The following is a 23,006-nucleotide window of genomic DNA, read 5'->3' on the forward strand; positions in this document are numbered from 1 at the left end:
AACGGGAACGGGAACGGGAACGGGAACGGGAACGGGAACGGGAACGGGAACGGGAACGGGAACGGGAACGGGAACGGGCGGGACGAGGACAGGCACAGGCACAGGCACAGGCACAGGCACAGGCACAGGCACAGGCACAGGCACAGGCACAGGCACAGGCACAGGAACAGGAACAGGAACAGGAACGGCCCGCCACTAACGCATCAAAGTTCTCGCGCGCTGCCGTGATGCAATGCCACCTGAGTCATGCCGTGATGCGATCGTTGGATGACGGGACTCCCATGTCTGCTTGTCGACACCGCATGCGAGCCGCATGCAACACGAAAGTGTGCATGCAATGAATTCATACCCCGCGCGTCCGACACGCAGCACGAGGAAAGCGCATTCGCTCATTCCCACAGAATCAGCGCATTGAGCGAAAAATTCACACCGCTTTCACGCCAATCACGATGACGGCGTCGCGAAATCACGGTAGATGATGCATTGCCACATGACTGTCGCAGACGTCTCGGTATGCTCCGGCCTGTACGCCGTCGCCGGATGCGACGGTGAATCAGTCGGGGCATCGTGGGCAGGACGCCGATGGATCGCACCGCTCGTGATCTGGGGAAAACGATGCGCATCTCTCGTTCCTGGCGACGCCAGTTCGCCTTGCTGACGGCGCTGGCGGCTTGTCCGCTGGCGGTACAGGCCGCCGTTGGCGTCGCCTTCGTGCACGGCACCGGCAATCAAAGCAATGCCTATCAGGATTATTGGCAGCCGGCGATGGTCGACAACGTGCGGGCCGGCCTCGCCAGTCCGGCGAACTACGTGGTCATCAATTGCGATTTCGAACAGTACATGTGGGACAGCCGCGCCGCCGGTTGCCTGGCGCAGCAGCTGACCGACTTCATCAACGCCAAGCAGATCACGCAGCTGATCGTGATCACGCATTCCAACGGCGCCAACGTGATGCGCTGGATCCTGTCCAATCCCACCTACGACAGCCGTTACCCGAACATCATCAGCAAGGTGGTGCGTGTCAATGCGCTGGCGCCATCTTCCGCGGGTACGCCATTGGCGGATGCCGTGATGAACGGAAACAGCTTCGAGCAGGCGGTCGGCTGGCTGCTCGGCTACGAGTCCGATGCGGTGCGCATGCAGCAGGTCAGCTGGATGGCGACCTACAACGCCAACAATCTCTACGGCACGGCGGGACGGCCGGCGTTGCCGAAGCCGTTCCGCAGCGTGGTCGGCTCCGACGTGGATTCCTCGCCGTTCGACGGTGACAGCTACTGCGGCGGCTATTCGCTCAACGTCGGTCTGGAAGTGACGCAGGAATGGCTCGACAGCTGTTCTGACGGTTTCCTCAACTGCTCCAGCCAGTCGGCCGCGGGCACCGTGTGGTTCCAGGACAAGCAGCGCACCGCCGGTGCGGAACCCCTGAGCCACAACCAGAGCCGGCGTGCCTGCTTCACGCTCGACACCATCCTGCGCAACAACATGACTCCGTGAGGCCGACCATGCGAACGATCCTTGCTCTCGCTCTGCTTGCCGCCGGTCTCGATGCCGCCGCCGCGGAGACTCCCATGCTGCCGCCGTCGGCGTCCGATCAGGTGCCGCGACATCTCGTGACGCTGGCGATGCCTGCGCGCGCCGTCTCCGAACGCGCGCCGGTGCAATTCTCCTGGGCGCTGGACCCCAACGCCGCGATCGTCGCCGATCCCAAACCTGCCGCGGTGGAAAGCCGCGAGTATTGGCAGGAAGTGGACGGTGCCGATTTACAGCGCGGTGTCGGCGTCACCACCACATCGCCCGGCGCGCTGATCCGGGTCAGTCCCGCAGCGGATGCGGCGAAAGTTTCCGCCGATGCCGTGCGTGTATCGCGTGGTGGCCGCGAGGTCGCCCTGGCCAAGCGCAGCGGTGGCGAGCAGTTGCGTGCCGCGGGTCTCGCAGCGAACGACAGGACGGCTGTCGTGAAGCTGGCCGAAGATGCATCGCCGGGGCGCTACGACGTCCGTCTGGCGCAGGCGCGTGGCCGCTATGTCATGCACGTCTACGAGCCTCGCAGCGACGTGCGCATGCGCGCCGCGTTGGATCGGGATCATGCCCTTGCCGGCGAGAACGGAGAGATCCGGATCGATCTGCTGCGCGGCGATACGCGCTTGAAAGGCGCGCAAGGCGGCGCGTTGCTGGTTTCGCCGTCGGGACGTAGCTGGCCGTTGTCGCTGACCGCAGATGGCGCTGGCGCCTTGCGCGCGAAGGTGCCGCTGCCTGCCGATGCCGGGAGCGAGCCGGGCTTGTGGGAAGTGCAGGTGTTCGCGAACGCCGGCGATGTGCAGCGCGATGCGCGTACTGCGATCGCGGTCGCGCAGCCGACGGCGAAACTGGATGGCAGCTATCGGTTCGATGCCGCCGCACTGCGTTTCGACCTGCCGGTCCAGGCGGCTTCGCCGGGACGTTATGAAGTGCGCGGTACGTTGTATGCGACCGGACCCGGGAATGCATTGCGCCCGGTTGCCATCGCTCACAGCGCGCGCTGGATCGAGAATGGAACCGGAACCGTGGCGCTGGCCTTCAAGCGCGCGGATCTGCCGGCCGGCTACGGTGCTCCGTTCGAACTGCGCGATGTCGAGTTGAATGACCAGACACGGCTCGCGCCCGTCGAGCGTCGCACGCAGGTCGCTCGAATCCCGCGCTAGAAAAAGAAAAGCCGATGGCGGCAGTTGCCGCCATCGGCTAGTTGAAGCCGAACATTGTTCAGTTGGATGTATTGGCGATTCCGAACTGCACCAGATTCTGGCTTGCTTTCTCGGGCTGGCCATCGTTCTGGACCGGCGCGCCACCGGTGATATCGAGGTGGTGGAATCCCTTGAACACCAGGGCATTGGTGGCGTAGAAGGGATCGTCTGGATTCAGCAGAGTGATGAACGGGTCGAGCGTACTGGCAATCCTCCCAACATCGCCGTGTTCGCCATACGTGATGTGGCGTGGCCTCAAAGAGGCGGCATTGCGGTAGCGTAGATTCTCGAACTTGCCGTGGCGCGGACCTAGAACATAGAGGTTGTCCAGCACGGTCGCCATCGAAACATAGATATCGGCATGCGAGGCGGGCCCCTCGACCATCGAACGAGCATAGTCATGGATATCGACCGACTCGTCATCTGGGGTGGTGTACTCGCCGCCGTACCAGAACCGCCCGGGAATCTGCCGGTAGTTTCGCCAAGTCGTGAGCACGAATGGGTTCATCGGAGCGGCCTTGCGGTCCGTGTTGGTATGCAAGATCTGCTCGAGGAGCGGCCCCACCAGCGGAAGGCTGCCGAGTTGGGAAGGGATGGGGAAGGTCTTGTCCTTCACCGGCCCGCCGCCGAAGCTCCCGATGCCCCCATGTAACAGGCCAAGGATCTGGGAATTGTTATCGAACAGAGCGCCAAGCAACGCTTCGTTGGTGTAGCGGAAGCTGCGCACGTCAGGAATGCCGGTGGTGAACTGGAGGTAGCTGCTGGAGAGGAACACCTTCAGCGTCGTGTCCAGGTTCGGTGTGTGCGGCAGTTGCCTCAACAGATCGGATTCGGCATCCGGTTCGAGGTACGCTGCCAGGGCTGCGAGGTTGAACAGGAACCAGGTTTCCGGCGTGATCACCACGCCAAGATCGAGCGCAGGCATCAATTCAGTGTCGGTAAGCAGCGCACCGAGTGAAGTGTTCAGGAGATTGCCGATCCCGCCGACGATTCCGCCGAGCACCGGTTTCCCGCTGAGGTCAGCCGGGTCGGTGTGGATGAACGATTCGTGGGCGAAGTAGGCGCGGCAATTCTTGTAGCCGGCGTCGTCGGTGGTGGCGGGATCGCCATCGAAATCCCAGCCGATGAACAGGCCGGTGAGGAATCCACCCATCGACTGTCCACCACAGATCAGCTTGCGCGCACGCACCGTTGGATCGGGCAGGCCCTCCGTCATCGCCAGACGCCAATCCTTGAGAACCTGCACGGCATCGATATTCTTCAGGAATCCGATTTGCGATCCTTTGAGGAAGCCGGCGAATTTCTTGCCGTCGATGATCTTGCCTTTGTAGTAGTAGTCGATCGCGACGTGGTAGTCGCGCTGCGCGATACCGGCGTCGAGTCCGGTGCGATCGACCAGGCAAGTGCCGCGACGGCTCATCGACCAGAACTCGACATGCTTGCCCGCCGCCGCGGCTTTCTGCACGACCTGGCGGGCGAGGATGTCATAGGTCATCGACGCGCCGCGAAGGCCGGGCTGCGCGGTGTAGACGATGTCGGCATCCGAGGAATTGGCGGGGCCTTTCGCATCGCGGTAGCGCATGTAGCTGATCCAGTCGCAAGCCTCAGGATGCGGGCCGACGGAAGCCGGCAACGGCGAATAGAGCGAGACGTAGCTCTCGATCACGCCTGCAGCGGGATTGAGCGACTGCACGACGACTTCTTTGCGTGCACCAACCTCAACGGCGGCGGCGGAACCGGATGAGCCGAGCCAGGCGATTCCAGCGAGAAGGAGCATGCCGAGTGATCGCGATCGTGATCGGCTGCGATAAGGTGGTAGAAGTGAATGCTGCGGTTGCGATGTCATTGGAGTCTCCAGGATGATGGGTTGGCGGCGCGCACTGCTGGCGTTTGGGCGCACTCACTTGATTGGCGTTGTTACAGCGCCGCATTCGGAATGTTTCCAAGGATTACCGCGAAGAATGCGGGTTCCCGATCGCACGTGGGCTCGGGAATACGGGTCTTGTATTGCCAGAAAAGATCGGCGGCCGTCTCGTGACGGCCGCCGATCCGATGGGCTTCATCGTCGGGGTCGGGGAATGTCCGCTCGATGAAGCCGTCGGCTAGTTGCTGGTGTTGAGCAGGACGCCGAGCGCGCCACCCCAACCACCAACAGCGATATCGATCTTGCCGTCTTTATTGAAGTCGGCGAGCACCGGCGTCTGCGGAAGCAGTGCGACGGGCAGATCCTGTCGGTTGATGAGCTTTCCGGTGCCGTCGTTTTCATAGACGGTCGCCCAGATGCCGATCACCGAAGTGACGACAAGGTCCTTATCTCCGTCATTGTCGAGATCCGCGGCTCGGATACTCACCGGGCCGGGTTGGAACGTCGAGTTCAACAAGATGTCCCGAAGCTCGGTGGGAGCGTCGGCCGTGACGCTTTCATTGATCTTTTGCTTCGCCTCGGCGACGAGACCTTGGACGCTTGCATCCTCGGTGCCGGCCTTGCCGACGTTTTCGTAGGTTTTTGCCGTAAACCCGCTGCTGCTGAGAATCACCGAAATATTGAAGCTGAAAGAATTGGCTGTGGCGTAATCATCAACGCCGTCACCGTCGAGGTCGGCGACCACGACATCTTCGGGAATGAAGCCGGTATTGATCGATCTCAGTTTGGCGAAGCTGCCGTCACCATTGCCTTTCCACAGCGAGACGCCCCGGAAGAAGGCGCCGCCGGGCAGACTCTCCACGACGGCGGCATCAGGGTATTGATCGTTATTCAGATTCGTCTCTCTGAATGCAGCAGTGACTCCCACGGGGCCGCTGATCTTGACACCGCCACCCAGCTTGGGAGTGCCGTCGCCGAGGAACGTGGTGAGCGTGGCGGCGGTGCCGGTGACGAGGTCGAGCTTGCCATCCTTGTTGGTATCGATCAGCGGAGTGAACAGCTGGCCGCCGAGGACGATGAATTTCGTGGTGCCATGGCGGAAAGTGCCGTCACCATTGCCCAGCAAGAGAGCCACGAACGGACCTGTTTCGACTGCGATATCCGTAAAGCCGTCTTGATTGACGTCCCCGGTATTTACGCATTGAGTGGCGTACAGATAAGGAATATCGAGGAATCCCAGCAAAGGATCCTTCAGCTTCACGTTGATCCTGATCGGCGCCTTGAAGCTTCCGTCGCCGTTGCCGAGCACCACCACAGGGGTGCTGAAGGGCAGGTATGGGTCGGCGAGGACCAGATCGATATTCCCGTCGTTGTTGAAGTCGGCGCTGTCCATCGAGTCCGCGGAAGGGCCGGGACCGATGAGAACACCGGTCGGGTAGGTTTTCGGACTCGCGAACGAGATGGCGGCCTGGGCCGATGAGCTCAGTATGAGTCCGGCTGCGATCATCGCGGCCAAAGCAGTCTTTTTTGCGATCATTAGTATGTTCTCTCGTCGATGTGGAGAGCAGCTGCTGTTGCACGGAAGCGGCTGCTGAGTGGATCAATCGGGAATGGAGCGTTTAGGGCTTGCAGTGGAGCGGTGCGGTGAGTGCGATTGGTGTAAGCGCCGCGCTTCCGTTCGCGATCCAGGTACGCCACCAATACGGCGCGCTGGATTGCCCCCACCAGTTGTGTTTCAGGGAAACGTTGAGACCGTCGATTTCCAGATCGCGCGTGCCGCCACCGTGGAAGCAGTTGCCCCCCTGGCTGCCGAGCGCGCCGCCGCCGAAATCCAACATGGCTCTGGCCGGAACTGCACCAAAGCGCTCGAGGCCTAGGTTGACGCCTTGGCCGTGGCTGAAATCGCTGTTCTGCACCCGGCCCGTGAGCTCTTTGATTGGTGCAAGGTTTGCGAGCTTCAGGTTGAAGAAGCGGTTGGCGGAGATGCGCGTGTTCTCGATGTTGAAATGCACGCGCTCCACCGAGCCGGTCCCTAGTAGCGCATTCGAGCTGATCGTCACACCGTTGTTGACGCAGTTTTCGAATCGGCTGTTGCGGACATCAAGCAGCAGTGTGTTGCCGGCACCGGAACTGGTCATGACGAGACAGTCGCCCAGGTTCCCGGCATAGCTGAATGGGCGTGCGAGATCTTGGATGATCGGCGCGCCGATCGCTTCGATGGCAATTACGTTGTCGAGCTTCATGTCCAGATAGGAGCCGACACCGAAGTTGAAACCTTCCAGCACGTCGCCCGTCGTGTGGATGAAGGAGCTGTTGCGTACATGCACTGTCGCCCGCGGACTGCCGCTGTTGAGGACTACTTCCAGGCCATTGGAGGACCAGCTGCCGAGCCCGCGATAGAACGTGTTGCGGTTGATGTCGGCAACCAGTTCGGCGTTGCCGGAGATCGTGGCGAACACGCCCTCTGCATCAATGTAAGGAAGGCTGATATCGCCGAGGTGGTACTCGCCGATGTCATGTTGTGTATTGCGGTCGAGCGTGATGTCGAGCCGTGAATCGTCCAGTGCCTGCATGCCGATCGCCAGCACCGAGAGGTAGCCGAGGATCAGCGGTCCCTGCTTGAGGTTGTGCACGGTGTTCCCGTCGATGCTCGCCTTGTAACTGGCATTGCCGGATAGACGCACATCGATGCCATCGCCGCACTCGGCGTTGCGCACGGTGTTGTTGTGAATCGTCACGCCACCGCTGCCGCTGTCCGCGTCCACCATGATGCCAGCCCAGCCGTTAGGCAACGGAAGTGGCTGCGGGATCACGACGCCGGGGATGGAACTGGGAATCGTGATCGGTCCGATGATCAACCCCCATTTGCAGGAGCGGTTATGGCCGACGACTTCGTTGTCGTGGACGTTCACGCCGGGCACGTTGCGGCCGTAGATGCCGCCGCGTCGCGGATGCTCGATCAGCAGACCAGCTACCTCGGCGTTCGGCGCGAGCACGACGGCGTCACCGTCGTGGCGTGAACTGGTGTTCGTGATGCGCGCGGCTAGATCCGTGGTGGCCGCTTCGCCGAGCAGGATCTGGTTTGGTTTCAGCGCGATGCCGCCATCTAGTGGCGCCATCGTGTGCGGTGCTGCCAGTACGACGATCGTGTCGCCAGGAGCAGAAGCCTGTTCGACAGCTTGCAGTGAATTGAATGGTCGAGCGAGACTGCCGTCGAAGGTCTCGGCGGTGGTGCCAGCATTGGCGCGAACGTAGAGCACGTTGCCGGCAGCCTGTGCGACGTCGGCATGGCCGGCGCCGGTGCCGATCAGGAACATCAGGCCTGCGATCCGGGCGAGCATAGAACGCTTGCACCGGCGTGAGGCGGTGACAAATAGGTGTTGCATGAATCCCTCCCAGGTTCATGACAGATGTGGTGGTGGTTTAGTGCGGCGTCGATCTCCCGAGGATCGAAGGGTGAGTGGCAGGAATCAGGGCACTCGTGGCGAAGTGGTCATGGCTGATTCCGCAGGCGATCCGCGGAGCCAGCCGCCTCAACCCACAAGAAGTGGTCTCTAAAGCAGCGGCACGTGCTCGGCGGCGCGCGGCTTGCGAATCGCGCCGGCCGCAGGCATCGTGTTCAGCTGCTTCGCCATTGCGCGGGGGTATGCGTACCGGATGGCGCGTACCGGTGTCCGTTCCCCCCAGCGGCGGCACCATGACAACGGAGGATCGCTGTGCGGCCATTTTTTTGCCCACGCAAAGAAGTATCCATGCGGATACTGTTGGAGTATCCATTTGGCTACCCTATTGTCAATAGGGAGAAATCCTTGTGAAGGCGCGGGCATTGGCCGGCATCGATGCCCTGCCGGACGGCAAACGGCGCCTGATCGAGGCCGCCTTTCGGCTGGGGGCGCGTGACGGCATCGCACTGCCGTCACTGGGGCTGCGGGAGCTCGCCCGCGAGGCCGGGCTGAACCACAACACTTTCTACCGGCATTTCCGCGATATGAACGACCTCGGCCGCACCGCGGCCGAGATGGTGGCGGCCCAGCTCATGAAGGAGCTGAAGGAGATCCCCGCCCACGCCAAGCAGGATGAGGATGTGACGATCAGTACGGTCGCCTATTTCCTCGATTTCGTCGAAAACCATACCGACGCGATGATCGTCGGATTGCGCGAGATGCACAGCAAGGATTCGCCGATGCGTGGAATCCTGCAGCAGGCGGTGGAGGACATCGCGCTCGATCGCGCCGAGCAGATCATCAGCATGAAGCTGGCCACGGGGCTGGAACGCAAGTCGCTGCAACTGGCGACGCGCGCGATCACGTACTACATGTTCTATCGCGCGCTGGACTACATCGAAACCCCGCAACGCCGGCGCAGCATCCATGCCGACATCGTCGGCTTCGTGCGCACGCAGTTCATCGGACGGCTGACGTTGCAGCAGATGGCCGCGGAGAAGAAGTGAGCGGAGCCGCCGCGCGCGCGGCGACGCGCTAGAGGCTCAGGCGATCGCAGATTTCCGCGGCGACACGCGCCGTTTCGCGCAGTGGTTCGACGTCGAAGGGCGCGAGCCGTGCGTCCATCGCGCGGATGCGGCCGCGTTGCAGGAGCGCATCGAGGAAGCGTCGCGGACGGCCGCGCACGCGCGCGGGATCGAACACGTGCACGGGCACGGTGGTGGCGCAGGCCTCGGAAATCATGTTCACCGAGTCCGGTGAGCAGACGATGCGATCGGCCCAGGCGAGGATGCCGGGGTAGGGGTTTTCGCCATCGCCCTCTCCGCGCCAGACGATGCCCGGCGTGTCGTCGTAGCGATGGCGCAATAGTTCGCGCACTTTGGGGTCGGTACGGCGTGAGGCGGTCAGCAGCAGGCTGCCGCCATCGCGCGCGAGCGCCGCTTCGAGTTTCGACGCCAGCACCTCGAACGCCATGCGATTGAAGCGGGCATGCGCGCTGGAGCCGCCGAGCAGCACGGCGGTACGCGGCCGTGGTAGCTCCGCGAAAGCGGCGAAGGCTTCGCGCGCTTGCGCGAGCCAGCCGTCGTCCACCGGATGCAGGCTGCCGAGCGTGGTGATGACGTTGGCGCCTCGCAGGCCGTCGTGCTCGGGGGCGATCACCAGGTCCCAGTGCGCGGGGTCGATGCGCGGGTCGAGGATCTGCACCGACCGGGTGTCCTGCCGGCGCAGCCAGCGCGTGGCCAGGGCGGCCTGGCGGCCGCAGCCGACCGCGACTTCGGGCAGGGCGGTGCTTTCGGCCCATGCCTTCCCGAAGGCGCCGGGCTTGGCAGGCAGCCAGCGCGGCGCGAACCATCGCCACGGGGCCCGTGTGGTCACCTCGACATGCTCGGCGGCCGGATCCAGCGCATGCGCCAGGGCCTCCGCCTGCCGCAGGTTGCCGGCGCGGCCATCGCTGACGGCCCAGATTTGCAGCGAATCGGTCACGGAAAGCGGTCTTTGTTCTATTTCAATGATGATTCGTTGCGGACGCGGGACTTATACATTGCATATGGAACTCTACACTCCCTCGACCGCCGCGCCTCAGCGGCCCCACCCTCCCAAGGAATCCCGGATGTCCGACGTTCTGCCCGCCGCCTCGCTCGATCAGCTGTTCCGCAGCGCTCGCACCTACAACGCCTTCAGCGGCGAGATCAGCGACGAGAAGCTGCGCGAACTCTACGACCTGCTGAAGTGGGGGCCGACCAGCGCCAACATGTCGCCGGCGCGCTTCGTGTTCGTGAAATCGAAGGAAGCCAAGGCCAGGCTCGAACCGGCGCTGTCGCAGGGCAACCACGACAAGACCATGGCCGCGCCGGTGACGGTGATCGTGGCCTATGACCCGGACTTCCACGAAAAGCTGCCGTACCTGTTCCCGCACACCGACGCCAAGAGCTGGTTCGACGGCCCGCGCGAGAATCGGCGCGATCACGCCTTCCGCAACGGCACCCTGCAGGGTGCTTATCTGATCCTGGCCGCGCGCGCGCTCGGTCTGGATACCGGGCCGATGACCGGTTTCGACAATGCGATCGTCGACGAAGCGTTCTTCAAGGGCACGCCGATCAAGTCCAACTTCCTCGTCAATCTCGGCCAGGGGGACGCGTCGAGCATCTTCCCGCGTTCGCCGCGATTGGCTTTCGACGAGGCCGCCCGCATCGAGTAAGCAACGTTCCGCAGCGTTTTGCCCCGCAAGTTCCTCTCATCATCAGTATCAGTTTCAGGAGATTCGACCATGCAAATGCTTTCGCCCAGACGTGCCGTCCTCGCCGCCGCGCTGTCGCTGTTCGCCGCTTCCGCCTTCGCCGCGCCGGTGACCTACAATCTCGATGCCAACCACACCAACGTCCTGGCCAGCTGGAGCCATTTCGGCTTCTCCAATCCTTTCGCCAACTTCGGCCAGGTCAAGGGCACGTTGGTGTACGACGCCGAGGACGTGTCGAAGTCGAGCGTCGAGGTCACGTTGCCGCTGGCCGGGCTGAATTCGTTCACGTCGGATTTCGACGAGCATCTGAGAAGCGCCGATTTCTTTGACGCGGCCAAGTATCCCGAGATCACCTTCAAGAGCACCAAGGTCGAAGGCGCCGGCAAGGGCAAGCTGAAGGTCACCGGCGATCTGACCGTGAAGGGCGTGACCAAGCCGGTCGTCCTCGACGTCACCCTCAACAAGGCGGGTGTGCAGCCGCTGGCCAAGCGTGAAGCGGTCGGCTTCGACGCCACCACCACGCTCAAGCGCAGCGAGTTTGGCGTGGACAAGTACGTACCGAACGTGAGCGACGAGGTCAAGCTGCAGATCACCACCGAGGCGGTCGTGCCGAAGCCGGAAGGCGAAAAGAAGGAATAACTTTCGGAAGTTTCCTCTCGCGCGCCATTTCCGCTTGGGCGGGAATGGCGCGCTTGTTTTCAGTGCATCTTTTTTCAACCCGTTTTTTCAACGCAGCTGCTTCAATTGGCGATCGTCCATGCAGATTTTCCGCCCCGCCGCCGAACGCGGCACCGTCCGCACCGATTGGCTCGACAGCCGGCACACTTTTTCGTTCGGCCGCTACTACGACCCGCAATGGATGGGCTTCGGCGCGCTGCGCGTGATCAATGAGGATCGCGTCGCGCCCGGCGCGGGATTCCCGCCGCACGGGCACGCCAACATGGAAATCCTCAGCTACGTGCTCGAGGGCGCGCTCGCGCATCGCGACAACAGCGGTGGCGAGGGCGTGGTGCATGCCGGTGAATGGCAATGGATGAGTGCCGGTCACGGAATCGAGCACAGCGAATACAACGCCTCGAAAGAAGCGCCGGTGCATTTCCTCCAGATCTGGATTCAGCCCGATCGCGTCAACGCGGCGCCGGCGCATGCGCAGCGCGGTTTCGATCCCGAAGCGCGGCGTGGCCGCTGGGCGACCTTCGCTTCGCCCGATGGCGCCGGTGGCAGTCTCGCGATTCGACAGCAGGCCTGGCTACATGGCGCGCGACTGAGCGATGGCGAGGAAGTCGCGCATGTGCTGAAGCCGCTGCGGCGCTACTGGCTGCAGGTGGTGCAGGGGCAGGTCGTGATCGGCGGGCGCACGCTGTCCGAGGGGGATGCGGTCGGCTATGCCGAGGAAGCAGGTGAGTTGCGTGTCACCGGAAGCGGCGACGGCGCCACCGAAATCCTGTTGTTCGATCTGCCGTTATGACATCAGCGCGGAGCGGGTGATCGTGGTGCCCGCTCCATGTGAGGCATCGCCGCTCCCGGTGAATGGCCGGGAGCGTGGGGCCACTCGGGTGTTTCCCGGCGTCTGTTCGGCTTTCGGCCCGGTATCCGGAGCCGTCTGCGGCGTCGCGGGCGATTCGCCGCTGGCGGGCGAGATAGCCGGCTCGGCGGCGGAGTGGCAAGGTGCGGGCGCCGGCATCGTGACCGAGTGACATCCGGCACGCATGACCGGAATTGCGTCTCAACGCCTGGGTGGGCCGCCGCACGGTAAACTAGCCGTACCCGTCCTTGCCGTTCCGCCATGACCGCAGCCAACGCCACTCCCGTCCAAGCCAACGCCCAGAAACGCTACGAAGTGCGCCGCAGCGATCTGCCGCTGAGCTGCCCGCTGCCGTCGATGGCGTTGTGGAACTCGCATCCGCGTGTCTACCTGCCGATCGAGAGCGAAGGCGGCGAGGCGGATTGCCCGTACTGCGGATCGCATTTCGTGTTGATCGACTGAAGCGCCGCGACTGCATGGGTCGCGCGCTGACCGTGGTGCAACTGCTGCCCGCGCTGGAGTCGGGCGGCGTCGAACGTTCCACCCTCGAGATCGCCGACGCGCTGGTGCGCGCCGGCCATCGCGCCATTGTCGTGTCGGCGGGTGGACGTCTGGTGCCGACGCTGCTGGCGAGCGGCGCCGAGCACGTCGAATTCGACATCGGCCGCAAGTCGCTGCTGACGCTGCGCCACATCCGCTCGCTGCATGGACTGTTCGCGCGCGAGCGCCCGGACATCGTGCACGCGCGCTCGCGGCTGCCGGCGTGGGTGGGTTGGCGCGCGCTGCGCGGCACACCCGGCACGCAACCGTTGCCGCTGCCCAAGCCGCATTTCGTCACCACCGTGCACGGTCTCAATTCGCCCTCGCGCTACAGCGCGATCATGACGCGCGGCGAGCGGGTGATCTGCGTCTCGCAGACGGTGCGCGATTACGTGCTCCAGCATTATCCGAAGACCAGCACGGCGACGTTGCGAGTGATTCCGCGCGGCATCGATCCCGCCGCGTTTCCGCGTGTGCCCGTGCCGGATCGCGAAGCGCGCGCGCGCGTGGCGGCGCAATATCCGCAACTCGGCGGTGAGGGGCCGCTGCTGTTGCTGCCCGGTCGCGGCACGCGGCTGAAAGGGCACGCCGATGCGTTGGTGTTGCTCGGCGGCCTGCGCGGCGCCGGTATCGATGCACGGTTGTGGATGCCCGGCGCGCGCGAGGCGGGTCGCGAGCAGTACATCGCAGATCTCGAGGCCGAGGCGCGCAATGGCGGTTTCGCCGACGCATTGGCGATCACGCCGCCGACGGCGGCGATCGCGGACGCCTATGCCGCCGCCGATCTGGTGCTGCAGGTCTCGCGCAAGCCGGAGTCGTTCGGACGCACCGTGATCGAAGCGCTGTCGGTCGGCCGCCCCGTGCTCGGCTGGGCGCATGGCGGCGTTGGCGAGCTGTTGCGCGAGCTGTTGCCAAGCGGCGCGGTGGCGCCGTTCGATCTCGCGGCGTTGCAGGCGAGCGCTCGCTCGCTGCTGTCCAAGCCGCCGTCGCTTGCTACGATGCCGGCTTCGCTCGCGCAATATTCGCTGCACGCCATGCAGCAGGCCACGCTCGATGTCTATGACGAACTCGTCCAGCGCTGATCAGGCTCCTGCCGAGCACGCGCCTACCGGGCACGCTGCTGGTGGCGCGCTTTCGGACAGGCACGCCGACGGCCAGGTCGGCTGGCGCTGGGCGCCGTGGTGGGTGCTGGCCTTCGTCGCGTTGTGGCCGGCGCCGGGCATCGCCGAGGGCGTGCTGGTGCTGGGTGCGCTCGCGGCCATCATCAAATTGCTGGTGTCGCGCTTCCGTGGCGGCACCGCGCTGCTGAGCGGGCCGGCGTGGGCGCTGACCAGCGTGCTGTTCTTCGCCTACTGGCTGCCGCAGCTGTTCTCCGCCGTGGATGCGGTCGATGCGCGGCATGCGTTCTACAAGGCGGCGACCGGGCTGCGCTATCTGCCGTTCCTGTGGCTGGCCGCGGCCGCGGTGGCCGATGCGCGCGGGCGGCGCATCACGTTCGGTGGATTGGCGGTGATCGCCGGCGTGTGGACGCTCGATGCGCTGGCGCAGGCCGTGTCCGGCACCAGTCCGCTGTTCTGGGGGCTGGATGCGCTGAAACAGGCGATCGAGCACAAGCCGATGTGCAGCGCGGAGGAAATTGCCGCCGTCGATCGCCTTGGCGGCGTGCTCGGTCCCTGCAATCTGAAACTCGGCATCGTGCTCGCCAGCCTGTCGCCGTTCGTGTTGTACGCGGCGGGGCGTCGCTTCGGCAACATCGGATGGATCGTGGCGGCGGGGCTGGTCGGCTGTGTGGTGCTGCTGGCCGGCGCGCGCGCTTCCTGGCTCACCTACGCGCTGGTGCTGGTGTTTTCCGGCTGGCGCCTGCTGGGCTGGAAGAAACTCGCCGGCGTGTTCGCCTTCGGCGCGGTGCTGCTGGTCGCGCTCACGCTCACCGTTCCGCAGATGCGGGAGCGCATCCAGCGCACCACGCAGGCGCTGACCGCCGACGAGGCCGGCATGGACAGCGCCCTGTCCGGACGCGGTCGCATCTGGGGCGCGGCGGTGTGCATGGTGCGCGAGCACCCGGTCAACGGCGTGGGTGCGCGCGGGTTCCGCGATGCGTTCCCGGCCTGCGATCCGGAGCCGGGAGAAACCCCGGCCTGGGGCAGCGGTCCGGCCTTGCACGCGCATCAGATCGTGCTGGAAATCCTCAGCGAAACCGGCGCGCTGGGCCTGCTGCTGTGGCTGGCCGGCGTGGCGCTCGCCTGGCGCGCGTGGCGCTACGCGGCCGAACCGGCGCGCGATCGCGCACGACCCGCGATGCTGGCGCTGGCGGTCACGGTGTTCCCGTTCAACACCCACCTCGCGTTCTACTCTACGTTCTGGGGCGGTCTGACCCTGTTGCTGGCGGCGCTGTACGCGGGCAGCCTGCTGGCGCGAAAAGGCGAAGTGATTGCCGAAGCGCCCGCGGCTCCGGACGCGGCGGCGTCGTGAACCTGGGAGGCCTGGCATGAATTCGGAAATGATCGCGGGCCTGTTCGGGCTGCTGGGCGTGTTCGTGGGCGGCCTGATTTCCTGGTGGCTGCAAAAAGACCGCGCCTCGACCGATCTGGAGATCGCGCTGGAAGCGGTCAAGACCGAACACATGGCCGAGAAGACGGCGCAGCACTTCCTCAGCCACAAGGGCTATACGGATCGTTCCTTCAGTCTGCTGCGGGAGCGGCTGGGCGGTTTCGAGGACGACGAACTCAGGCGCATTCTCGTGCGCGCGGGTGCGATCCGCTACACGCGCAGCAACGGCGATGAATACTGGCGTCTGCTCTCACGCGAACCCGAAGCGATCGCACGGGCGAAAGAGAAGGGCGAGAAGACGGAATCGGCCGAGGACGACCACTAGTCGCCGGTAGGAGACGGGTCAGCGCCGTTTGGGATTCCGCCGCATCCGCGTGCCGCTGGCGCGGTCGTGCCAGGTGAGGCGCTCGCGATCGAACCAGGCCCACCAGAAGCCAAGGCCCGCCAGCAGCAGTGAAACGGTGCCGACGAGGTAGCGCACGCCGAGCGAGCGCCACGTCGGTGCCGAGACTTCGTCCACGGCAGTGAGTTGCAACCGCCACGGGCGCATGCCGAGCGTCTGCCCGCCGCGGCGCCAGCTGATGCCCGCATACAGTCCGCCCACCGCCCAGCACGAGAACCAGAGCAGCAGTTGCAGCGCGCTGAAGGGCGCGATGTTCTGGCGCGGATCGTGATGGCCGGCGATGGTGAAGGCGAGGGTAAACACCAGCGACACCAGCATCCACAACGCCAGCACCGGCCAGAAGTCGTAGAACAGCGCCAGCAGGCGCCAGCCGATCAGCGCGCGCGGTCGGTCTGCGGGAGAAGGCTGTGGCGAGGGTTCGGACATCCCGACAGAATAACGGTTGCACGCAACCCACCGTCAGCCGTTACGCTTTCGGCCATGATCACGCCTGCGGACCGCCGCGAACTCGTCGCGCAACTGCCGCCGTTGCCCGCACGCGACGAGCAGGCCATCCATGCCTTCCTCGATGCGATCTGGGCCGAAAGCGGTCTGGCGCAGCAGACGCTGGATGGCTATCGCCGCGATCTGCAAGGTTTTGCGCGCTGGGCGAGCCAGCGTGCTTGCGAGCCGCAGGCTCGCGCGCTGGGGAGCGCACGGCCAAGGATGGCCGGGCCGGAGCATCCGCAAGCCGAAGTAGTGTCGCCAGGGATGGCAAGGAGAAGTAGTGGCCTGGCCGGCGCCGATCGCGCGGCACTGTTCGACTATCTCGCCTGGCGCACGCGGCACGGCTGGTCGCAGCGCAGCAATGCGCGGCTGCTGTCGGCGCTGCGCGCGTTTTTCGCCTTGCAGCTGCGCAACGGCGCGCGCGCGGACGATCCGGTCGCGCTGCTGGAACCGCCGAAACTACCGCGCTCGCTGCCCAAGGCCTTGTCGGAAAGCCAGATCGAGGCCTTGCTGGCCGCGCCCGACATCGCCACGCCGCTCGGATTGCGCGATCGCGCGATGCTGGAGCTGATGTACGCCGCCGGCCTGCGCGTGAGCGAACTGGTCGGCCTGCCCGCCACCGCCGTCAACCTGCGTCAGGGCGTGCTGCGGGTGATGGGCAAGGGCAGCAAGGAACGCCTGATTCCGCTCGGCGAGGAATCGCAGCATTGGCTCGAGCGTTATCTGAACGAGGCGCGGGCGCAGCTGGCTGCCAAGCGTGCGTTGGAGCCGCTGTTCCTCGACGCGCGCTGCAAGGCGCCGACCCGGCAGGACTTCTGGCGGCTGGTGAAGCGCTATGGCAGCGTCGCCGGCATCGACCTGGCGAAGATCAGCCCGCACGGCCTGCGTCATAGTTTCGCCACGCACCTGCTCAACCACGGCGCCGATTTGCGCGCGCTGCAGATGCTGCTCGGACACAGCTCGCTGTCGACCACGCAGATCTACACGCTGGTGGCGCGGGAGCATTTGAAGTCCCTCCACGCGAAGCACCACCCCAGGGGGTGAGGCAGGCCGCTTACGCGGCACTGCCGCGTGGCCTGCCGAACGCCCGGCCACGGATGGCCGGGCAGGGCGGTCCGGAGCCGACAAAGTTGCGCCAAGGATGGCAGCGACAATCCATCGGAAATCAATGGTGCGGCACTGCCGCGTGGCGTGCCGCCCCCGGCCAAAGACGCACCAAGCACAACAACTGTGATGAACCCGAAGGTTTCGCCATCTCACGAAGATCAGCGGGAATCCACAGCCTCCAACGCTGTCTACGAATCCCGACTCCCACCTCGCGGACAAAGCCGGAAGGACTCCCCATGCACCCCCGTTCACCCGCCCATGCGACAATCGCCGCATCCAGTCGTCAGGCAGTTCTCATGAAGCAACGGTATTTCCTCCTCGCTCTGTTCGGCAGCCTCTTCAGCCTGTCCGCCTGCGCGCAGCCCGCGCCGCCGGCCAAGTCCGCCGCCGCCAAGCCGGCCGCGCCGGCGGTGGCACCGGGTTCGCCGGAAGAGCGCGTCCGCAATGCGATCAAGAAACTCAATGCCCAGGTCGAGATCGACCACATCAGCGCCGCGCCGATCGCCGGCTTCCGCGAGGCCATCGTCGGCGGCCAGACCCTCTACGTCAGCGACGACGGCCGCTACCTGCTGCAGGGCAACCTGTACGACATGGACGCGAAGGAGAACCTGAGCCAGCGCAATCTGGCCAAGGTCCGCCGCCAGCTGCTCGACACGATTCCCGTCGCCGACCGCATCGTCTTCGCGCCGCCGAGCCCGAAATACACCGTGTCGGTGTTTACCGACGTGGAATGCGGCTACTGCCGCAAGCTGCACTCGCAGATCGCCGAATACAACCGCCAGGGCATCGCCGTGCAGTACCTGGCGTTCCCGCGCATGGGCCTGGGCAGTCCCGACTTCCAGAAGATGGTGAACGTGTGGTGCGCGGCCGACCGCAAGAAGGCCCTCACCGATGCCAAGAACGACCAGGCGGTGCCGGTGAAGAACTGCAAGAACCCGGTCACCATGGAATATGACATCGGCCAGCGCGTCGGTCTGCAGGGCACGCCGATGATCATCACCGACAAGGGCGAGGTGATGCCGGGCTACATGCCGCCGGACGCCCTGCGCGCCACGCTCGACAAGCTGGCGAAGGGCGCCTCGCTCAACGACGCGCTCGCCAGCAGCATGCCCGCCGCGGGCAGCCCCTGACATGATTTTGAATCCCCTCTCCCCCGCCTGCGGGGGAGAGGGAGCATCGCGTTAGCGGTCAGGTACAATAGCGCCCCGCTTCCCAGCGTCTGCTCCCCCGGACATGATCGTCCTCGAGGGCCTGCCTGCCCTGTCTCCGTTCCGTCGCGACCGGCTCCAAACCCGTCTGCAAGCCCTCTCACCCTCCGTCCGCGTGTCGGGCGCCTGGTACGTGTACTGGGTGGAACCGCTCCGCGGTCAGGAGGACGGCGCCCCCGCCGCGCTTCCCGACGCGGCGACCCTGCACCGCATCCTCCAGGCTGGCGCCGCCGCCGCGCCGCGCGCCGATGGGGCGGTGTCCCGGTATGTCGCCCCGCGCGTGGGCACGATCTCGCCCTGGGCCAGCAAGGCCACCGAACTGCTGCGCGGCGCCGGATTGCCGGTGAAGCGCGTCGAGCGCGGCCTGCGTCTGGATCTGGCCGGCTGGCCGTCCGATGCGGCAACACAGACGGCGTTGGCGAAACTGCTGCACGATCCGATGACGCAGTCGCTGCTGTCCAGGCACGACGAGGCCGCGGCACTGTTCGCCGTGCCCGCGCGCGGCGAACTCGAGCGCATCGCCCTGGCCGATCTGGAATCCGCCAACGCACGCCTTGGCCTCGCGCTCGCCGACGACGAGATCGACTACCTGCGCATGCGCTACGCCGAGCTTGGCCGCGATCCCAGCGACGTCGAACTGATGATGTTCGCGCAGGCCAATTCCGAGCACTGCCGGCACAAGATCTTCAACGCCTCCTGGACCATCGACGGCGAGGACATGCAGTTGAACGGCACGCAGTTGAACGGCGGGCCGATCTCGCTGTTCAAGATGATCAAGCACACCCACGCGCAGACGCCGGAGCACACGCTCTCGGCCTACAGCGACAACGCCGCGGTGGTGGAAGGCTATGCGGCGCGGCGCTTCCGCCCCGATGCGCAGACGCTTACCTATCGTCACGAGGACGTGCACGAGAGCGCGTTCTGCATCAAGGTCGAAACGCACAATCATCCGACCGCGATCTCGCCGTTCCCCGGTGCCTCCACCGGTGCCGGCGGTGAAATCCGCGACGAAGGCGCCACTGGCCGCGGTGGCAAGCCCAAGGCCGGTCTGTGCGGTTTCAGCGTCTCGCATCTGCGCATTCCGACGCTGCCGCAGCCCTGGGAACAGTCGCGCGCATTGAATCCGCGCATGGCCAGCGCGCTGGAAATCATGACCGACGGCCCGCTCGGCGCGGCCGCGTTCAACAACGAATTCGGCCGGCCGAATCTCACCGGCTATTTCCGCAGCTTCGAAGTGCAGGAAGGCGATGGCCTCGCGCGCGCCTACGACAAGCCGATCATGCTGGCCGGCGGCCTCGGTGCCATCGATCGCGGACTGGTCGAGAAGAAACTGCTGTCGCCGGGCGATGCGGTGATCGTGCTCGGCGGCCCGGCGATGCTGATCGGCCTCGGCGGCGGCGCCGCCAGTTCGGTCGCTTCGGGCGACAGCGCGGAAGATCTCGATTTCGCTTCCGTGCAGCGCGACAACCCGGAGATGGAGCGCCGCTGCCAGGAAGTCATCGACCGCTGTGCCGCGCTCGGCGACGACAACCCGATCCTGTGGTGCCACGACGTCGGCGCCGGCGGCCTGTCGAACGCGATTCCGGAACTGCTGCACGATTCCGGCGTCGGCGGCGTGATCGATCTGTTCAAGGTGCCGAGCGACGATCCCTCGCTCTCGCCAATGCAGCTGTGGTGCAACGAATCGCAGGAACGCTACGTCCTCGGCGTCGCGCAAGAGCGCCTCGCCGATTTCGCCGCGCTGTGCGAGCGCGAGCGCTGTCCGTTCGCCGCGGTCGGCGTGGCCACCGCCGAGGAGCGGCTGGTCGTCGGCTACGGTGCTTCCGTTGCTTCCCTTCTCCCTCCGGGAGAAGGTGCCCCGCAGGGGCGGATGAGGGCGGGAGAATCACTCGCTGAGGAACGTCCATCGGCGAGTGATTCCCCGCCCTCATCCGGCGCTATGCGCCACCTTCCCCCGGGGGGGGAAGGGAAAGGCGAATTCGCCATCGATCTGCCGATGGACGTGCTGTTCGGCAAGCCGCCGAAGATGCATCGCGATACCCAGCGTCCGCGTCCCGCGCGCTGGCCGTCGCTGTCGACCGACGGCATCGATCTGCAGGAGGCCGGTCTGCGCGTGCTCGCGCATCCCACCGTCGCCGCCAAGAACTTCCTGATTACCATCGGCGATCGTACCGTGGGCGGACTCACCGCGCGCGATCAAATGGTCGGCCCATGGCAACTGCCGGTGGCCGATTGCGCGATCACCCTTTCGGATTACGAAAGCCACGTCGGCGAAGCCATGGCGATCGGTGAACGCACGCCGCTGGCGCTGCTCGATTCCGCCGCCGCCGCGCGCATGGCGGTGGGCGAGGCGATCACCAATCTCTGCGCCGCGCCGGTGGAAACGCTCCACCGCGTCAAGCTGTCGGCGAACTGGATGGCCGCCGCCGGACATGCGGGTGAGGACGCGCGTCTGTTCGATGCGGTGAAAGCGGTTGGCCTGGAATTGTGTCCCGCGATCGACCTCAGCATCCCGGTCGGCAAGGATTCGCTGTCGATGCAGGCGCAGTGGAATGCCGATGGCGTCGCGCAAAAGTCGGTGTCGCCGGTCTCGCTGGTGGTCAGCGCGTTCGCGCCGGTGACGGACACGCGCGCGCAGCTCACGCCGCTGCTTTCGCGCGAGGCCGACACGGAAATCTGGCTGATCGGCCTCGGCGCCGGACGCCAGCGCCTGGGTGGCTCGATCCTCTCGCAATGCTTCGAGGCCTTTGGCGGCGCGCCGCCCGATCTCGACGATCCACAGCGGCTGCGCAGCCTGTTCGAACTGATTCGCGAAGCGCGCGAAGCCGGCCTGCTGCTCGCCTATCACGACCGTTCCGACGGCGGCGCGTTCGCGGCGCTGTGCGAAATGGCGTTCTGCTCGCATCTCGGCCTCGACATCGCGCTGGAAGGCTGGGGCGCCGATCGCGCCGATGACGTCTTCCGCACGCTGTTCAACGAGGAACTGGGCGCGATCGTGCAGATCCGCAACGAGGATCGCGCCGAATTCGCCGACCTCGTCGCCAGTCATGGCCTGATCGAATGCGCGCAGCGCATCGCGCGCCCGACCACGGCGCCGATGGTGCGCGTGCTCGACGACAACGAATCGTTGGTGGAATGGCGCTGGGATGCGTTGTTCGACGCCTGGTGGTCGGTGACGCATGCGATGCAGAAGCGTCGCGACGATCCTGTCTGCGCCGACGAGGAGCGCGAGGCCGTTCGCCGCTTCGATGCGGCGGGCCTGCAGCCGAAACTGACATTCGACCCCGCCGAAGACATCTCCGCGCCTTTCATCGCGACCGGCGCCCGTCCGCAAGTGGCGATCCTGCGCGAGCAGGGCGTCAACGGCCAGGTCGAGATGGCCGCCGCGTTCACGCGCGCCGGATTCGACGCCGTCGACGTGCACATGAGCGATCTGATTTCCGGACGCGCGAAGCTCGAGACGTTCGCGGGACTCGTCGCCTGCGGCGGTTTCAGCTACGGCGACGTGCTCGGCGCGGGCCGTGGCTGGGCGACATCGATTCTCGAACGCGCCGCGCTGCGCGATGCGTTCGCGGCGTTCTTCGCGCGCGGTGACAGTTTCTCGCTCGGCGTGTGCAACGGTTGCCAGATGTTGTCGCAACTGAAGGACATCATTCCCGGCGCCGCGCACTGGCCGCAGTTCCTGCGCAATCGCAGCGAACAGTTCGAAGCGCGCTTCGGCATGCTGGAGGTGGTGGAATCGCCGTCGTGGTTCTTCGGCGGCATGGCCGGTTCGCGCATTCCCGTCGCCATCGCGCACGGCGAGGGGCGCGCCAGCTTTGAAGGGGACGGTTTCGCCGATGCCATCGACCGCACGGCCTCGCGCGTCGCGCTGCGATACGTCGAGGGTGACGGAAGTCCGGCGGCGAGCTATCCCGCCAATCCGAACGGCTCGACGGATGCCATCGCCGGGCTCTGCAGCGAGGACGGGCGCGCCACGATTCTGATGCCGCACCCCGAGCGCACATTGCGCACCGCCAACCTCAGCTGGTCACCGCGCGAATGGTCCGAGGACTCGCCCTGGTTGCGCATGTTCCGCAATGTGCGCAGTCGCGCCGGATAGAAAAGAGAAATTAATCACAAAAATAAAGAGAACCCGGTATCGCAAGAACCGGGTTTTTTTGCGCCTGCATCAACGCGGGGCAACGATTCGTCCGCGCGATTTTTTGAGGGGTAAACCCTTGATGGGAAAACGATTAGGCGTGATGGCGAAATGAAGACGCAAGAAAAAAATTTGTGTCTGAAGTCACTTTTGTTCACTTGACGTCAAAAAAGCCGCGAAGCGACTATCGGGTCATTCCGTCGTCAGGCTGCATTCACTGACCCAGCGAAACGGGATGGGCTGAGGGGAGCTCGTTGGGACAAGGAAGACCGAATCGCCGAG

Annotated in this window: 18 protein-coding genes; 13 read left to right on the forward strand and 5 right to left on the reverse strand. The window is 65.2% G+C overall.

Annotated elements, in window-relative coordinates; all coding sequences use genetic code 11:
- Window positions 1-615 precede the first annotated feature (615 nt).
- Both AC1RNP_RS03485 and AC1RNP_RS03490 read left to right on the forward strand, forming a co-directional pair.
- Window positions 616-1,494: a hypothetical protein gene (locus AC1RNP_RS03485; RefSeq protein ID WP_493049868.1), complete on the forward strand. Its 879-nt coding sequence runs from the start codon at window positions 616-618 to the stop codon at window positions 1,492-1,494.
- A gap of 8 nt (window positions 1,495-1,502) precedes the next feature.
- Entirely contained in the window at window positions 1,503-2,681 is a 1,179-nt protein-coding gene (locus tag AC1RNP_RS03490; RefSeq protein ID WP_493049869.1) for a DUF4785 domain-containing protein, read from the forward strand.
- A 58-nt stretch (window positions 2,682-2,739) separates the two neighbouring features.
- Here AC1RNP_RS03490 and AC1RNP_RS03495 read toward each other — a convergent pair whose 3' ends face one another.
- The 3 genes from AC1RNP_RS03495 to AC1RNP_RS03505 form a co-directional block, all read right to left on the reverse strand.
- Window positions 2,740-4,497 (reverse strand): hypothetical protein, encoded by a 1,758-nt coding sequence (locus tag AC1RNP_RS03495; protein ID WP_493049870.1) that lies wholly within the window; start codon window positions 4,495-4,497, stop codon window positions 2,740-2,742.
- A 325-nt stretch (window positions 4,498-4,822) separates the two neighbouring features.
- The gene (locus AC1RNP_RS03500) at window positions 4,823-6,121 is read right to left on the reverse strand and encodes an FG-GAP repeat domain-containing protein (protein ID WP_493049871.1); all 1,299 of its coding nucleotides are present in this window, start codon (window positions 6,119-6,121) and stop codon (window positions 4,823-4,825) included.
- Between the two features lie 82 nt (window positions 6,122-6,203).
- Window positions 6,204-7,925 (reverse strand): right-handed parallel beta-helix repeat-containing protein, encoded by a 1,722-nt coding sequence (locus AC1RNP_RS03505; RefSeq protein ID WP_493049872.1) that lies wholly within the window; start codon window positions 7,923-7,925, stop codon window positions 6,204-6,206.
- 470 nt (window positions 7,926-8,395) lie between these two features.
- On the opposite strand from AC1RNP_RS03505, the gene AC1RNP_RS03510 reads away from it, so the two are divergent.
- A complete protein-coding gene (locus AC1RNP_RS03510; protein ID WP_493049873.1) occupies window positions 8,396-9,034 on the forward strand; it encodes a TetR family transcriptional regulator in 639 nt (212 codons plus the stop codon).
- Between the two features lie 28 nt (window positions 9,035-9,062).
- Here the strand turns inward: AC1RNP_RS03510 and AC1RNP_RS03515 are convergent, their stop codons facing one another.
- Window positions 9,063-10,010, reverse strand: a complete 948-nt coding sequence (locus AC1RNP_RS03515) for a mitochondrial fission ELM1 family protein (RefSeq protein WP_493049874.1) — start codon at window positions 10,008-10,010, stop codon at window positions 9,063-9,065.
- A 127-nt stretch (window positions 10,011-10,137) separates the two neighbouring features.
- Between AC1RNP_RS03515 and AC1RNP_RS03520 the strand changes: the two genes are divergently transcribed.
- The 7 genes from AC1RNP_RS03520 (at window position 10,138) to AC1RNP_RS03550 (ending at window position 15,704) form a co-directional block, all read left to right on the forward strand.
- The gene (locus AC1RNP_RS03520) at window positions 10,138-10,725 is read left to right on the forward strand and encodes a malonic semialdehyde reductase (protein ID WP_493049875.1); all 588 of its coding nucleotides are present in this window, start codon (window positions 10,138-10,140) and stop codon (window positions 10,723-10,725) included.
- A gap of 69 nt (window positions 10,726-10,794) precedes the next feature.
- Window positions 10,795-11,403, forward strand: coding sequence for a YceI family protein (locus AC1RNP_RS03525; RefSeq protein ID WP_493049876.1), 609 nt, complete (start codon window positions 10,795-10,797; stop codon window positions 11,401-11,403).
- 118 nt (window positions 11,404-11,521) lie between these two features.
- Window positions 11,522-12,232: a pirin family protein gene (locus tag AC1RNP_RS03530; RefSeq protein ID WP_493049877.1), complete on the forward strand. Its 711-nt coding sequence runs from the start codon at window positions 11,522-11,524 to the stop codon at window positions 12,230-12,232.
- 318 nt (window positions 12,233-12,550) lie between these two features.
- Entirely contained in the window at window positions 12,551-12,751 is a 201-nt protein-coding gene (locus AC1RNP_RS03535) for a zinc-finger domain-containing protein (protein WP_493049878.1), read from the forward strand.
- Between the two features lie 14 nt (window positions 12,752-12,765).
- The gene (locus tag AC1RNP_RS03540; RefSeq protein ID WP_493049879.1) at window positions 12,766-13,911 is read left to right on the forward strand and encodes a glycosyltransferase; all 1,146 of its coding nucleotides are present in this window, start codon (window positions 12,766-12,768) and stop codon (window positions 13,909-13,911) included.
- Complete coding sequence (locus tag AC1RNP_RS03545; protein WP_493050275.1) at window positions 13,889-15,301, forward strand: O-antigen ligase family protein; 1,413 nt, start codon at window positions 13,889-13,891, stop codon at window positions 15,299-15,301. The genes AC1RNP_RS03540 and AC1RNP_RS03545 overlap by 23 nt, the downstream gene beginning before the upstream one ends.
- 16 nt (window positions 15,302-15,317) lie before the next feature.
- On the forward strand, window positions 15,318-15,704 hold the full coding sequence (locus AC1RNP_RS03550; RefSeq protein WP_493049880.1) for a hypothetical protein: 387 nt from the start codon (window positions 15,318-15,320) through the stop codon (window positions 15,702-15,704).
- An 18-nt stretch (window positions 15,705-15,722) separates the two neighbouring features.
- On the opposite strand, the gene AC1RNP_RS03555 is transcribed toward AC1RNP_RS03550, so the two are convergent.
- On the reverse strand, window positions 15,723-16,208 hold the full coding sequence (locus AC1RNP_RS03555) for an RDD family protein (RefSeq protein WP_493049881.1): 486 nt from the start codon (window positions 16,206-16,208) through the stop codon (window positions 15,723-15,725).
- Window positions 16,209-16,301: 93 nt separating this feature from the next.
- Between AC1RNP_RS03555 and AC1RNP_RS03560 the strand changes: the two genes are divergently transcribed.
- From AC1RNP_RS03560 to purL, 3 genes are all read left to right on the forward strand, one after another.
- The gene (locus tag AC1RNP_RS03560; protein ID WP_493050276.1) at window positions 16,302-17,312 is read left to right on the forward strand and encodes a site-specific tyrosine recombinase XerD; all 1,011 of its coding nucleotides are present in this window, start codon (window positions 16,302-16,304) and stop codon (window positions 17,310-17,312) included.
- 359 nt (window positions 17,313-17,671) lie between these two features.
- Window positions 17,672-18,505, forward strand: a complete 834-nt coding sequence (locus tag AC1RNP_RS03565) for a DsbC family protein (protein WP_493049882.1) — start codon at window positions 17,672-17,674, stop codon at window positions 18,503-18,505.
- A gap of 103 nt (window positions 18,506-18,608) precedes the next feature.
- Window positions 18,609-22,685, forward strand: coding sequence for a phosphoribosylformylglycinamidine synthase (gene purL, locus AC1RNP_RS03570; RefSeq protein ID WP_493049883.1), 4,077 nt, complete (start codon window positions 18,609-18,611; stop codon window positions 22,683-22,685).
- Window positions 22,686-23,006: the final 321 nt, after the last annotated feature.

Source organism: Luteimonas sp. GW821-FHT14E02, assembly GCF_058803905.1.